This is a genomic window from Micromonospora sp. NPDC053740, from assembly GCF_040677775.1.
GTDB classification, from domain to species: Bacteria; Actinomycetota; Actinomycetes; order Mycobacteriales; family Micromonosporaceae; genus Micromonospora; species Micromonospora alfalfae.
In genome coordinates this window covers 331,728-345,388 of record NZ_JBFASO010000001.1, presented here as the reverse complement: position 1 = coordinate 345,388, position 13,661 = coordinate 331,728, and the positions used below count along the sequence as shown (strand labels likewise).

General features: G+C 72.1%; 11 protein-coding genes. All 11 read left to right on the top strand.

Translation table 11 applies throughout. The features are described from left to right. The first annotated feature begins 18 nt into the window (after positions 1 to 18). Positions 19 to 1,623, top strand: a complete 1,605-nt coding sequence (locus AB0K35_RS01520; protein ID WP_238669542.1) for an ABC transporter substrate-binding protein — start codon at positions 19 to 21, stop codon at positions 1,621 to 1,623. A gap of 10 nt (positions 1,624 to 1,633) precedes the next feature. Beyond that, positions 1,634 to 2,719 carry an ABC transporter permease gene (locus AB0K35_RS01515; RefSeq protein WP_238669541.1) on the top strand — a complete coding sequence of 362 codons (1,086 nt, stop codon included), beginning with the start codon at positions 1,634 to 1,636 and terminating at the stop codon, positions 2,717 to 2,719. Next, positions 2,716 to 3,615 carry an ABC transporter permease gene (locus AB0K35_RS01510; RefSeq protein ID WP_238669540.1) on the top strand — a complete coding sequence of 300 codons (900 nt, stop codon included), beginning with the start codon at positions 2,716 to 2,718 and terminating at the stop codon, positions 3,613 to 3,615. Before AB0K35_RS01515 ends, AB0K35_RS01510 begins: the two co-directional genes overlap by 4 nt. Before the next feature lies 1 nt (position 3,616). Next, a complete protein-coding gene (locus AB0K35_RS01505) occupies positions 3,617 to 4,594 on the top strand; it encodes an ABC transporter ATP-binding protein (RefSeq protein ID WP_363882900.1) in 978 nt (325 codons plus the stop codon). Next, positions 4,591 to 5,562, top strand: a complete 972-nt coding sequence (locus AB0K35_RS01500; protein ID WP_357359928.1) for an ABC transporter ATP-binding protein — start codon at positions 4,591 to 4,593, stop codon at positions 5,560 to 5,562. Before AB0K35_RS01505 ends, AB0K35_RS01500 begins: the two co-directional genes overlap by 4 nt. A 14-nt stretch (positions 5,563 to 5,576) precedes the next feature. Next, a complete protein-coding gene (locus AB0K35_RS01495; RefSeq protein WP_363882898.1) occupies positions 5,577 to 6,809 on the top strand; it encodes an amidohydrolase family protein in 1,233 nt (410 codons plus the stop codon). Beyond that, positions 6,806 to 8,491, top strand: coding sequence for a DUF885 domain-containing protein (locus tag AB0K35_RS01490; RefSeq protein WP_363882896.1), 1,686 nt, complete (start codon positions 6,806 to 6,808; stop codon positions 8,489 to 8,491). Before AB0K35_RS01495 ends, AB0K35_RS01490 begins: the two co-directional genes overlap by 4 nt. After that, the gene (locus tag AB0K35_RS01485) at positions 8,488 to 8,859 is read left to right on the top strand and encodes a nuclear transport factor 2 family protein (protein WP_238669535.1); all 372 of its coding nucleotides are present in this window, start codon (positions 8,488 to 8,490) and stop codon (positions 8,857 to 8,859) included. Before AB0K35_RS01490 ends, AB0K35_RS01485 begins: the two co-directional genes overlap by 4 nt. Next, on the top strand, positions 8,856 to 9,182 hold the full coding sequence (locus AB0K35_RS01480; protein ID WP_357268774.1) for a TIGR04076 family protein: 327 nt from the start codon (positions 8,856 to 8,858) through the stop codon (positions 9,180 to 9,182). Before AB0K35_RS01485 ends, AB0K35_RS01480 begins: the two co-directional genes overlap by 4 nt. Further along, entirely contained in the window at positions 9,179 to 10,171 is a 993-nt protein-coding gene (locus tag AB0K35_RS01475) for an LLM class flavin-dependent oxidoreductase (protein WP_238669533.1), read from the top strand. Before AB0K35_RS01480 ends, AB0K35_RS01475 begins: the two co-directional genes overlap by 4 nt. A gap of 101 nt (positions 10,172 to 10,272) precedes the next feature. Further along, the gene (locus tag AB0K35_RS01470) at positions 10,273 to 13,614 is read left to right on the top strand and encodes a S8 family peptidase (protein ID WP_363882891.1); all 3,342 of its coding nucleotides are present in this window, start codon (positions 10,273 to 10,275) and stop codon (positions 13,612 to 13,614) included. Positions 13,615 to 13,661 lie beyond the last annotated feature (47 nt).

The following is a 13,661-nucleotide window of genomic DNA, read 5'->3' as shown; positions in this document are numbered from 1 at the left end:
TACGAAGGTAGGAACAGCATGTCGGTGTCTCCCCGCCGGCTCCTCGCCGGAGCGTCCGCTCTGGCGACGCTGGCCGTCCTCTCCGTCAGCGCCTGTAGCGCCGGCGGCAGTGGTGGAAACGCGAACGGTACGGCCAAGACCCTCACCGTGAACACCTCGTTCGTGCTCAAGACCCTCGACCCCGGCCGGGTCTACGAGGCAACCGGTCTGACCGCCGTGCACGCCCTCTACGACACCCTGCTCACCTTCAAGGGTTCGGACGTGAGTAAGCCGGTCCCCGCGCTGGCCGAGTCGTACCAGGCGTCGCCGGACGCCAAGACGTTCACCTTCAAGCTCCGGCAGGGCGTGACGTTCGCCGACGGCAGCCCGCTCACCGCCGACGACGTCGTCTTCTCGCTCAACCGGCTGAAGAACATCAAGGGCAGCCCTGCTGTCACCGTCAGCGGCCTGACCGTGACCAAGACCGACGACAGCACCGTCGTGGTCGCCTCGGCCACCCCGGACCCGAACATCCCGGTGGTGCTGTCGATGCCGTCGACAGCGGTGCTCAACTCCACTGTCGCCAAGGAGCACGGCGCTCGCGACGGCGCCGACGCCGCCCAGGGCGACACCGCGCAGCAGTACCTGGACACCAACTCCGTCGGCAGCGGCCCGTACGTGCTGAAGTCCTACGACCCCTCGTCGCAGGTGGTGTTGGAGGCCAACCCGAAGTACTGGGGCACGAAGCCGCAGTTCTCCCGGGTGGTGCTGCGCAACATGGACGTGCAGACCCAGAAGCTGACCATGCAGCGTGCCGAGGCAGCCGAGATCTCCCTGGACATCTCCGGCAAGCTCCTCGACGGACTGCCCGGCAGCCTGCAGACCTCCGGCGTGCAGGACACCGTCTACTTCCTGTTCCTCAACGCCGACCCGGGCGTCTCGGCGGTCACCTCGAACCCGAAGTTCAACCAGGCCCTGCGCGCCGCCATCGACTACCAGGGAATCGCCGCCCTGTACGGCAAGGGCGCAGCCCCCGGCGCCGGGCTGGTCGCACCCGCCTTCCCGGGCGCGCTGCCGGCCGGCGAGGAGTCCAAGCGGGACGTGGCCAGGGCCAAGGCGCTGCTCACCGAGGCCGGCCTGACCAACCCGACGGTGAAGTTCACCTACCCGGCCATCACCTACAAGGGCGTGGACCTCGGCACGGTGGCCACCAAGGTGCAGGGCGACGCCGCCGAGGCCGGCATCAAGCTGGAGCTCAACCCGCAGCCGCTGACCACGTTCCTCGACGAGATGCGCGGCGGGAAGTCGCCTCTCGGATTCACCCCGCAGAGCCTGAACTACCCGGTCGCCGACTCACTGATCAACAACATGGCACCGGGCCAGGCGACAGCGTTGCGCTCCGGCTGGACGGTCGAGCGGGCCGACCCGGCTGTGGTGGCCGCCGGCAGGAAGGTCACCGCGACCCTCGACCTGGCCGGTCGGGCCACCGCCATGCAGGAGTGGCAGCGGCTGATGAACGCGTCCTCGCCGTACCTCGTGCTGGCCAGCAACTCCTCCATCGTCGTGGCGACCACGGACCTGACCGGGGCGGACTACACCGCCGCCGGTTGGCAGGTGGACGTCGCAGCGGTCGGCCGCAAGTAGTCCCGACGACATGACGACAGTCAACGACGGTGAGCCGGGCGCGGTCGCCACGACCGCGTCCCGGCCCCGGGGGGCCCACCCGCTGCTGACCTTCCTGGCCAAACGGGTGGCGGTCACCGCCGGCCTGCTGCTCGGCGTCACGGTGGTGACGTTCGGTCTGGTCAACGTGGTCCCCGGTGACCCGGTCACCGCCAACCTCTCCGACCAGGCGCTCAACGACCCCGCCGCGGTGGCCGCGTTCCGCGAGAAGTGGGGCCTGGACCAACCGCTCTGGGCCCAGTACCTGCACTACCTGGGCAACCTGCTGCACGGCGACCTGGGTCACTCCCAGCAGACCGGGCGGGCCGTCCTGGACGACCTGCTGCACTACGTGCCGGCGACCCTGGAACTGGCCCTGCCGAGCATGGTGCTGGCGCTGCTCATCGGCACGGGGGTCGGCATGCTCGCGGCGGTCCGCAACGGCCGGCTCACCGACCAACTGGTCCGGGTCGGCGCCCTGCTCGGGCTCTCCACCCCACCGTTCTGGCTGTCCCTGGTCGTGCTCTACGTCTTCTTCTACCAGCTCGGCCTGGCCCCCAGCGGCGGGCGACTCTCCACGGACTTCAGCCCGCCACCCACCGTCACCGGCATGTACACGGTCGACGGGGCGCTCGCCGGGCAGTGGGACGTCGCCTGGGACGCCGCCCAGCACCTGTCCCTGCCGGTGCTGGTGCTGACCTCGCTGACGGTGGCGATGCTGGTCCGCTTCGTCCGCTCGGCGATGCTCGAGGTGCTCCAGCAGGACTACATCCGGGCCGCGTACGCCAAGGGTCTGCCGACCCGGGTGGTGCTGCGCCGGCACCTGCTGCGCGCCGGCCTCGTCCCGGTGGTCACCGTCTCCGGCCTGGCGTTCGCCTCGCTGCTCTCCGGGACGGTGCTTGTCGAGAGCATCTTCGGCTGGCCCGGCGTCGGCCAGTACGCGTACCGCAGCGCCACGGCGCTGGACCTGCCCGCGATCCTCGGCGTCAGCCTCTTCGTGGCACTGGTCTACACGCTGGTCAACCTGACCGTCGACCTGCTGTACGGGCTCATCGATCCGAGGATCCGGTTGTCATGACGACACTTGCAGACCCGAAGGCGGAGCGGGCCCTGGGCCGACGCCGCTGGCTCGGCCGACTGCGCGGTGGCTCGACCAGCCGACCGGTCTGGCGTCAGCCGATCACAGTGGTGGCGTTGACGATCCTCGGTGGATGGTTGCTGCTGGCGTTGCTCGCCGACGTTCTCGCACCGTACGACCCGCTGGCGCAGAGCCCTGACACGTACGCGTCGCCCTCCGGGGCGCACTGGTTCGGCACCGACTCGCTCGGGCGCGACATCTTCAGCCGGGTCGTCCACGGCGCCCGCCTGTCCATCCCGCTGGCCCTGGCCATCGTCTCGCTGGCCCTGCTGGTCGGCGGGCTGCTCGGGCTGGTCGCCGGGTACGTCGGCCGGTTCGTCGACGAGGCGCTGATGCGCCTGACCGACCTGGTGTTCGCGTTCCCGCAGATCATCCTGGCCATGGCGGTGACTGCGGCGTTCGGCCCGAACACCCGCAACGCCGTGCTGGCCCTGGTCATCGTGTCCTGGCCGGTCTACGCCCGGGTGATCCGCAGCGCGGTGCTGAGCATGCGCGGCGACGACTACCTCAACGCCGCCCGCCTGCTCGGCGTCGGGCCGATCCGGGCGTTGCGCCGCGACGTGCTGCCCAACAGCATCGGCCCGGCGATAGTGCTGGCCACCCTGGAGCTGGGCAACGCTGTGCTGCTTCTCGCCGCCCTGTCGTTTCTCGGCCTGGGCCCCCGCCCGCCGGCCGCCGAGTGGGGCTCGATGGTGGCCCTCGGCGCGCAGGACCTGTCGATGTGGTGGGTCAGCGTCTTTCCCGGCCTCGCCATCCTCACCGTGGTGATGGCGTTCAACGTGCTCGGCGACGCGCTGCGCGACCGGCTCGACCCCCGCTACACGAAGGGACGCTGAGGTGGCACCGCTACTCGACGTCGACTCCCTGGCCGTCACCCTGCCCTCACCGCGTGGCCCGCTGCCGATCCTGCACGACGTGTCGTTGACAGTCGACGAAGGTGAACTGGTCGGCATCGCGGGGGAGAGTGGCTGCGGCAAGAGCCTCACCGCGCAGACCCTGCTCGGGCTGCTGCCCCCGGGGGCGGCGGTCACCGGCTCGGCCCGGTACGCCGGCACCGAACTGCTGGGCCTGGACGCCCGGGGCTGGCAGCGGGTCCGTGGCGCCGGCATCGCCATGGTCTTCCAGGACCCCAGCGCGGCCCTGCACCCGATGCTCACCGTTGGGCGGCAACTGACCGAACACATGCGGGTGCACCTGCGGATGGACCGGCGCGCTGCCGGCCGCCGCGCTGTGGAACTGCTCGACCAGGTCCGCATCCCGGACCCGGAGCGGGCGCTGCGGGCGTACCCGCACCAGTTCTCCGGCGGGATGCGGCAGCGGGTCGCCATCGCCATCGCGCTGGCCGCCCGGCCCCGACTGCTGATCGCCGACGAGCCGACGACCGCCCTCGACGTCACAGTGCAGGCCGGAATCCTCGCCCTGCTGGAACGGCTGCGCGCCGAGACCGGGCTGGCCGTCGCGTTCATCACCCACGACCTCGGGGTGCTCAGCGCCCTGACCACCCGTGGCTACATCTTCTACGCCGGGCGGGTCGTCGAGACCGGCCCGACGGGCAGCCTGCTCACCGCCCCCACCCACCCGTACACGGCCGCGTTGCTCGGCGCCCGACCGCACGGCACCCAGACCGGCGGGACGTTGCGGCCCATCCCGGGCGCGCCGCCGGCACCCGGCGAGGCGCCGCCGGGCTGCCCGTTCCAACCCCGATGCGGGTACGCCGAACCGTCCTGCGGCGAGGCCCCGCCCCCGCTCACCCCCGCCGGCGTCGACCGGTCGGTGGCCTGCGTGGTCCGTCCGCACCTGGAGGTGGCCGCGTGAACACCCCCGCCCGACTGTCCTTCACCGACGTCGAGGTCGAGTACCGCTCCCGAGGACGTGGGCGGGTACGGGCCGTCGCCGGGGTCAGCCTGGAGGTGTCGCCCGGCCAGATCGTCGGGCTGGTCGGTGAGTCCGGGTGCGGCAAATCCACACTGGCCCGCGTCGCGGTCGGGCTCAGCGCACCGAGCGCCGGCACCGTCGAGTACGCCGGCCGACCGGTCACCCCGCTGGGCTGGCGGCCCCGATCCGGTGCCGAGGTCGGCCTCCAGATGGTCTTCCAGAACCCGTACGCCTCGCTGAACCCCCGGCGCACCATCGGCTCGCAACTCCTCGACGGCGTGCCGGCCGCGGTCACCGGGTCGGCCCGCCGGGCCCGGGTACATGAGCTGCTCGAACGGGTGGCCATGCCGACCAGCGCCGCCCAGCGGTATCCGCACCAGTTCTCCGGCGGTCAGCGGCAGCGTCTGGCGATTGCCCGCGCGCTCGCCCCGGAACCCCGGATGATCATCGCGGACGAGCCGGTCACCGCGCTGGACGCCTCGTCCCAGGCGCAGGTGGTCAACCTGCTCGTCGGGCTGGTCCGCGACCTGGACATGGGCATGCTCTTCATCTCCCACGACCTGGCGTTGGTGCACGAGATCGCCGACGTGACAGCCGTGATGTATCTGGGCCGGATCGTCGAGGCCGCACCCACCCGCGAGCTGTGGCGCGAGCCCCGACACCCGTACACCCGGGCGTTGATCGACGCGGTGCCGCAGATCGGGCCCACCCCGCGCCTGCCCGCCATCCTCGCCGGGGAGGTGCCCGACCCGGCCAACGCGCCCACCGGGTGCCGTTTCCGGCCACGCTGCCCGCACGCGTTCGCCCCCTGCGGGGAGCAGCCCCCCACAGTCGACCTGGGTGACCGCAGCGTCGCCTGCTGGCTCACCGACTCCGCAACGGCCCCGACCGTCGCGCGCTCACTCTGAGGACACCCATGCGCATGCCCACCGAACAGGTCCTGGTCAACCTCGCCCTCTACGACGGTGTCCAGGACGCCCTCCAGCCGGATCGCGGCATCTGGATCGACGCCGATGGGATGATCCGTGCCGTCGGTCAGGTCGACGACGTCCTCGCCGAGGCCGGTGCCGCCCCGGTGGTCGACCTGGGCGGCGAGCACGTCATGCCGGGTCTGACAAACATGCACGTCCACCTCTCGTTGGGGTTGCCCGGCCACCTCGCCGACACTGTGCACAGCTCCAACCTGGCCGAGTTGGTGCTGCTGATGGCCGACTCGGCCCGGCGCACCCTGCACTCCGGTGTCACCACCGCCCGCCTCGTCGGGGAGAGCCGGTACGCGGACTTCGCCCTGCGCAGGGGGATCGAGGCCGGCGCTGTCGACGGCCCGCGCATCTTCACCGCCGGGCACGCGCTCTGCTGCACCGGTGGGCACGGCTGGGACGCCGACGCCCTGGAGGCCGACGGCGCGGACGGGTTCCGGCGGGCCACCCGCGAACAGCTCCGCGCCGGCGCCGACCTGATCAAGGTCTGCATCTCCGGCGGGATCGCGGGCCAGCACGAGGCGATCGACACCCCGCAGTTGCTCGACGACGAGATGGCCGCTGTCATCCGCGTCGCGCACGACTGGGGGCGCAAGGTCACCGCGCACGCCGGCCCGGCCGACTCGGTCCGCCGCGCCGTCGAGCTGGGCCTCGACTGCGTCGAGCACGGGTACGAGCTGACCGACGACGTCACCCGACTGATGGCCGAGCGGGGTGTCTGGTACGTGCCGACGATAGTGGTGAGCCGCTGCGAGCAGTTCTTCCGCGATTCCGGGGTGCCCGGCTGGCTGATGGACCGGGCCCTCGCGGCCGGGCCCCGGCACTGGGAGAGCCTTCAGTACGCCATCCGCAACGGCGTGCCGATCGCGCTGGGCAGCGACATGCCCCCGCACGCCGGCTACGACGAGACCACGGCGACCATCCGCGAGCTGGAGTTCATGGTGGACGCGGGGATGCCCGTCGCCGACGCGCTCAAGGCCGCCACCACCCGCCCCGCGCAGTGGCTGGAACGTGCCGACACCCTCGGCGCCGTCGAGGCCGGCAAGCATGCCGACCTGCTGGTGCTGCGCGACGACCCGACCCGCTCGGTCTCCGCGTTGCGCACCCTGCACGCGGTGATGAAGGGCGGGGTGGCGTACCGCGACGACCACGGCCGGCTCGGCGTGCCGCGATGAGCAGCATCACGCAGGTCGCCGACGGGTACCTCGACGCGCTCGCCGAGCTGGACCCGCAGGCGGCCGAGGCGGTGGGGCGTACCCCTCGATCGCATGTCCCGGACCTCTCGCCGGACGGCTTCGACGCCCGTGCGGAGCTGGCCCGGCGCACCGCGACGGCCGCGGCGGCGGCGACCACGCACGACCCCGGCGAGCGGTCCCTGGCCGATGCCCTGCGCGACCGGCTGGCCAGTGAGGTCGACCTGTACGACGTGGGGTTCACCACCCGACTGCTCGCCCCGCTGGCCACGCCGGTGCACCTGCTCCGGCAGCTCTTCGACAATCTGCCCCGGCACACCGAGGACGACTGGGCGGTGGTGGCCGACCACCTGCACCAGGTGCCCGACGCCCTGGACCGGTACGCCGCAACGCTGCGCCGGTCGGCACAGCAAGGACAACTGGTCGCCCGCCGCCAGGTGCTGGTGGTCGCCGACCAGTGCACCTCCTGGACCACCGCCGACTTCTACGGGCGGTTGGTCGACGGCTGTCCCGGCGGCCCGCTCGCCGCTCGGCTGCACCGGGGCGCGCGGCTGGCGAGCGCCGCCACCGCCGGTTTCGCCGCGTTCCTCCGCACCGAGCTGGCACCCTCCTCGTCCACCGTGGACGGTGTCGGCGGTGACCTGTACCGGGTCACCGCCCGCAGTTTCCTCGGCGCGACAGTCGACCTGAACGAGGTGTACGAGTACGGCTGGGCGGAGTTGGACCGCACCGCCGCCGAGCTGCGGACCGTCGCGGTCGAGCTGGGCCACTCGCGGGTGACTGCCGCGCGGGCGGCCCTGGACGCCGACCCGGCCGGTCGGGTGACGGCCGGGCCCGCCCTGGAGGAGTGGCTGCGCCAGCGCACCGAGCAGCTGACCGACGCGCTCGACGGGAGCCACTTCGACATTCCGTCCGCCACCCGCCAGGTGCTGTGCCGGATCAGCCCCGCCACGTCCGGGGTCATGTACTACACGCCGCCCGATCCGGCGTTTACGCGTCCCGGCGCGATCTGGTGGTCGGTGCCCACCGGCGAGTCGACGGTGCCGGTGTGGCGGCACGTCGGCACGCTCTGCCACGAAGGGCTGCCCGGCCACCACCTCCAGCACGCCGTCACCCTCACCACCGCCGCCCTGCATCCGTGGCAGCGCACCCTGTGCCAGGTGCACGGGTACGCCGAGGGGTGGGCGCACTACGCCGAGCGCCTCGCCGACGAGATCGGCCTGTACGCCGGCCCGGCCGAGCGGCTCGGCATGCTCGACGGTCAGCTGTGGCGGGCCGCCCGGGTGGTCATCGACCTGGGTCTGCACCTCGGGCTGCCGATCCCGGCCGGCAACGGGTTCACCGAGGAGCGCCGCTGGACGCCAGCGCTCGCGGTGGACGTCCTCACCCGCGTCGTCGGCCTGGACGCCGAGACTGCCCGCTTCGAGGTCGACAGGTATCTCGGCTGGCCGGCGCAGGCCCTGGCCTTCAAGGTCGGCGCACGGCTGTGGCAGCAGGCCCGCCGGGACGCCGAGCGCCGCGAGGGCGCCGCCTTCGACCGGAAACGCTTCCACCACACCGCGTTGGCGCTCGGACCCATGGGACTGGATCCGCTGCGCGCCCGTCTGGCCGACCTGCCCTGCCCCCCGGCACCGCCGTACCCGATCGGAAGTGACAGCCGATGAGCGATGAGCTCCGCACCACCATCACCGACCTGTACCGGTCCCTCGGCGACCGGCCCGCCTTCGACGCGCACCTGCACCCCGACCTGACGTTCTGGGAGTCTGACGCCGACGGCCTGCTGTCCGGCCTGCCCGCGCTCGACGACCTGCGCGACCGGCGGGCGACCCGGGCGACGGGGTCGGCGCCGATCTCGGTGGCGCCGGAGCACCTGCGCGCCGATGCCTGGGGCGACACGGGTCTGGTCCGCTACGTGCTGCGGGCCCGCTTCGCCGATGCCCGCCCGGACGAGTGTTTCCGGGTGACCGACGTGCTGCGCCGCGAGGATGGCTCCTGGCGCATCGTGCACCACCACGCGGAGGCCGTGCGATGAGCGCCGAGGAACCCACCACCGATCTGTACGACCTGCGGGTCGTGGTGGAGCGGATCGAGGGCCGCTCGGTGTGCGGTCTGAAACCGGGCGACCACATCGACCTGACCGGCTCCAACCGGCTCACCATACCGGCCGGGGGGCACTTCTGCCTGTACGCCCTGGCGGCGTGCCTGCCGTTGCTGCCGGCGAAGCAGCGGGCGCTGGCCGAGGGCGACTGGATGGCCCGGGACAGCCACGTCGCCTGTCCGGACCCGGACGAGCGGCTCATCATGCGCATCGAACGGACCGGCCTTCAGCGCATCCCCACCGAGGAGTTGACGTGAGCGCTGGGCTGGTCGGCATCGGCCTACAGTCCGACAAGTCCGCCGACGAGTACGCGGAACTGGCCGAACTGACCGAGCGGCACGGCTTCGACGTGTTGTCGGTCTTCGGTGACCTGATGTACCAACCGCCGATCTTCCCGCTGTTGGTGGCGGCCCGGCACACCCGGCGGATCCGCCTGGGCGCGGCGTGCCTCAACCCGTTCACCATGCACCCGGTGGAGGTCGCCGGTCAGGTGGCCGCACTGGACCTGGCCTCGCGGGGTCGGGCCTACCTGGGCCTTGCCCGGGGCACCTGGCTCAACGAGATCGGTGTGCCGCAGGTCCGTCCGATCCGGCGCATCGTCGAGACGGTCGCCGTCGTACGGCTGCTGCTCGCCGGCGACGACAGCGGTTTCCAGGGTCTGGAGTTCACAGTCGCGCCGGGCACGTCGCTGCGGTACACGCCGGCCCGTGCCGACGTGCCGGTCCTCGTCGGCACCTGGGGGCGGCAGACCGCCCGGGCAGCGGCCGGCTTCGCCAGTGAGGTCAAGGTCGGCGGGTCGGCCAACCCGGCGATGGCCCGGATGATGCGCGCCTGGCTGGACGACGCGGCGGTCGCGGGCCGGAACGGCACTGGTGTCGTGCTCGGCGCTGTCACAGTCGTCGACGAGGACGGTGCGATGGCACGTCGGGTGGCGCGCCGGGAGGTGGCCATGTACCTGGCGGTGGTCGCCGCGCTCGACCCGACGATCGAGGTGGACCCGGAGTTGCTGGCCCGGATCCAGCAGCACGTCGGCCGCCGGGAGGACGACCTCGCCGGTGCGCTGATCGGCGACGACCTGCTTGATCTGTTCGCCTTCTCCGGCACGCCCGAGCACGTCGCGGGGCAGGCCGCGGCGGTGTTCGACGCCGGGGCGAGTCGGGTGGAGTTCGGCACCCCGCACGGGTTGACGCCGCACGGCGGCATCGACCTGCTCGGCCGGCGGGTGCTCCCACTGTTACGCGGGTGAAAACTCCTCATCAAGGGCCTCGAAGATCACGTATTCCTGCATATGATCTTGCGGGAAGCCGCCCGAAGAGGCGCTTTCGTCCACATTAGACGAGGAGCGACATGCTCAGGAAAACGCGATGGCTGTTGGCCGTCGCCGTCACGGCCACGACGCTGACCGCCCTACCGGGCGGCGCTGCCACGGCCGGACCCAGCGACATCGGTCAGACCGGCGCACCCGCAGCCACTGCCGATCCGAAGACGCACACCGTCACCCTGCTGACCGGGGACGTGGTGACCGTACGGGACACCGGATCGGGCTGCCCACAGGCCACAATTCAACCGGCGGAAGACAACGCGGTGATCCACCAGAGCTGCGGCCCCGACGGTCACCTGCACGTCATCCCCGCCCGCGTCGCGTCCCAGATCGGCAGGGTTCTGGACCCCGACCTGTTCGACGTCACCACGCTGATCGCCGACGGCTACGACGACGACAACTCCACCGAGCTGCCGCTCATCGTGCAACCCGCCACCGCGTCCGCCCGGGTGGCCGCGCTCGGTGACGTGCTGTCGCTGCCCAGCATCGGTGCGGTCGCCGGCCGCGTACCCAAGAAGAGCCCGGCCACGGCGAAGCTCGCGACCAACTCGCTGCTCGTCGGCGCGAAGAAGGTCTGGCTCGACCGCAAGGTCCGGGCCACCGCCCTGACCGACGGCGGACGCCCGGCCGGCCTGGACCGCAACCTGGGCCAGATCGCCGCGCCGGACGCCTGGAAGGCCGGCTACACCGGCAAGGGCGTCCGGGTCGCGGTGCTCGACACCGGCGCTGACTTCACCCACCCGGACCTGGTCGGCCGGGTCGCCGAGCGGGCCGACTTCACCGTCGAGGGCGGTGACGCCGTCGACCACAACGGCCACGGTACGCACGTCGCGTCGACCATCGCCGGCACCGGCGCGGCCGCCCACGGCCAGCGTCGCGGCGTGGCGCCGGACGCCAAGCTGGTGATCGGCAAGGTTCTCGACGACCACGGCTACGGCGACGACTCCGGCATCATCGCCGCGATGGAGTGGGCCGCCACCCGGGCCGACGTCATCAACATGAGCCTCGGCGGCAGCGACCCGGACGACGGCAGCGACCCGCTGTCGCTCGCCGTCGACGCTCTGAGCACGTCCACCGGCGCGCTCTTCGTCATCGCCGCCGGCAACAGCGGCGGCGCCATCTCCTCACCGGGCTCGGCGGCCAGCGCGCTGACCGTCGGCGCTGTCGACCGCGACGACAAGCTCGCCGACTTCTCCAGCCGCGGGCCGCTGGTCACCAGCAACGTGGCCAAGCCGGAACTGGTCGCGCCCGGTGTCGACATCGTCGCCGCCCGGGCCGCCGGCACCAACCTCCAGGACCCGATCGACAGGTACTACGAGGCGATCAGTGGCACCTCGATGGCGAGCCCGCACGTGGCCGGCGCCGCCGCGCTGCTCGTCGAGCGCCACCCGGACTGGACCGGTGAGCGACTCAAGGCCGCCCTCGTCGGCGCCGGCGACCCGCTCACCGGCATCGACCCGTACGCCGTCGGCGCCGGCCGGCTCAACGCGGCCCGGGCCCTCGGTGGCCCCACCAGCGACCAGCCGGTGGTCAACCTCGGCACCTTCGCCCACCCGCAGTCCGGGACCAGCGAGACGAAGCTGAGCTGGACCGGTGAGTCGACGACCGTTCTCGACCTCGACGTGTCGATCGTCAACCACGACGGCCAGCCGGTGCCGCGCGGCGCGGCGTCGCTCTCGGCGAGCCGGCTGACGCTCAAGCACGGCACCACCGCCTCGGCGACGCTGCGGGTCAACCGCGCGGCGCTGGCCGCCCGGCCGGGCTTCTACCTGGCCACCGTCACCGCTCGTTCCGGCCGCAAGCTGGTCGCGACGACCCCGGTGAGCTTCTACGTCGAGCAGCCCAGCTACGACCTGACGATCCAGACGAAGCCAATGCCGGGCCTGAAGGACGGCGCGGAGAGCTGGATCAACCTGATGGTCACCAACCTCACCGACCCGGTGATCTACTACGACGGCGCGGGCGGTACGCCCGGAGACACCTTCACGCTGCGGGTGCCGGCGGGCCGGTACGCGGTCCTCGGCTCCTCCGTCGCCTACTACGTCGACAGCGACGTGCTGGAGACGACCCTCGCCGCCGAGGCCGACCTGGACGTGCGCGGCGCCCGGAGCGTGACGCTCGACCCGGCGCGGGCCAAGCCGGTGACGGCGACTGTCGACGGGGTGCCCACCACGCCCACCCGCACCGACCTCACCAACGTGCAGACCGCACCGAACGGCCTGTCCTGGTGGCACCAGATCAGCGGGTACGGGGCCAGGACGACGGTCCGCACCACAGCGCTGCCCAAGCCCACCGTCGGCTCCCGGCGCACCTGGGCGGCGGTCAACCTGGACTCGCCGGCCGGCACCACCAACCCGTACCGCTACAACCTTGTGCACGAGTACGCGGGCGGCGTGCCGGCCGACCCCGCCTTCCGGGTGAACAGGGCCGAGCAGGCCAAGCTCGCCCGGATCGAGGAGCGCTTCCACCAGGTGGACTCGGAGGGGATGGTCACCCAACTGATCCGCAGCGGCTTCACCGCGGACGGGGCGCCGGTGACGCAGACCCATGAGGGGAACCTGCCGCCGTACCGCACCGACTACCTCTCGGCTGGCTACCGCTGGGCCGACGAGGGTGTCTACGGCGGCCTGTCCGCTCAGGAGGCCCCCCGCACCTACCAGCCGGGCAGTCGGCAGACCAAGGTCTGGGCCCGGCAGCCGTTGCACTCCGGCTGGTACGACGACCCGGCCGGCGTCGACCACAGCTGCGCCACCGCGCCGTCACGGACCCGGGGCAACCTGCACATCGACCTGGTGTCGCTGACCGACCAGCACCAGCGGGCCGACTGCCTCCAGGGCGCCTCGATCGGCGTGAACCGCAAGCTGTCCTTGTACCGCAACGGGAAACTGGTCGAGGAGCGGGACCGCCCGCTCGCCGACTTCACAGTGCCACAGCAGGTGGCCGACTACCGGCTGACCCTCGACGTCGACACGAGCCTGATCCTGCCGATCTCCACCAAGGTCAACACGTCGTGGACGTTCCGGTCGGCCGGGCCGGACGGCACCGGCAGCGTGCCGCTGCCGCTGCTCGCTGTGGACTACGCGCTGCCGATGGACACCAACAACCACGCCACCGGCGGAACGGCGGAACTGGCCGTCCGGCAGATGCGCGGCATCAAGGCGCAGAAGGTGACGTCGTTCCAGGTCTGGACCTCGACGGACGACGGGGCCACCTGGAAGTCGGCCCGGGTCACCGGCAGCGACGACGGCTACCGGGTCGCGCTGCCGACGGCCGCCGCCGGGCAACCCGTGTCGTTGCGGGTGAAGGCCGCCGCCAAGGGTGGTAGCGGAATCGAGCAGACCATCATCCGGGCGTACCACGCCGGCTGACCGTCGACACAGTGGTGCGACCCGGCTCCGGCCGGGTCGCACCACCA

Coding starts and splice junctions, on each gene's coding strand:
- AB0K35_RS01515 (WP_238669541.1), top strand. CDS start 1,634: ATGACGACAGTCAACGACGGTGAGCCGGGCGCGGTCGCCACGACCGCG.
- AB0K35_RS01510 (WP_238669540.1), top strand. CDS start 2,716: ATGACGACACTTGCAGACCCGAAGGCGGAGCGGGCCCTGGGCCGACGC.
- AB0K35_RS01470 (WP_363882891.1), top strand. CDS start 10,273: ATGCTCAGGAAAACGCGATGGCTGTTGGCCGTCGCCGTCACGGCCACG.
- AB0K35_RS01520 (WP_238669542.1), top strand. CDS start 19: ATGTCGGTGTCTCCCCGCCGGCTCCTCGCCGGAGCGTCCGCTCTGGCG.
- AB0K35_RS01485 (WP_238669535.1), top strand. CDS start 8,488: ATGAGCGATGAGCTCCGCACCACCATCACCGACCTGTACCGGTCCCTC.
- AB0K35_RS01480 (WP_357268774.1), top strand. CDS start 8,856: ATGAGCGCCGAGGAACCCACCACCGATCTGTACGACCTGCGGGTCGTG.
- AB0K35_RS01495 (WP_363882898.1), top strand. CDS start 5,577: ATGCCCACCGAACAGGTCCTGGTCAACCTCGCCCTCTACGACGGTGTC.
- AB0K35_RS01490 (WP_363882896.1), top strand. CDS start 6,806: ATGAGCAGCATCACGCAGGTCGCCGACGGGTACCTCGACGCGCTCGCC.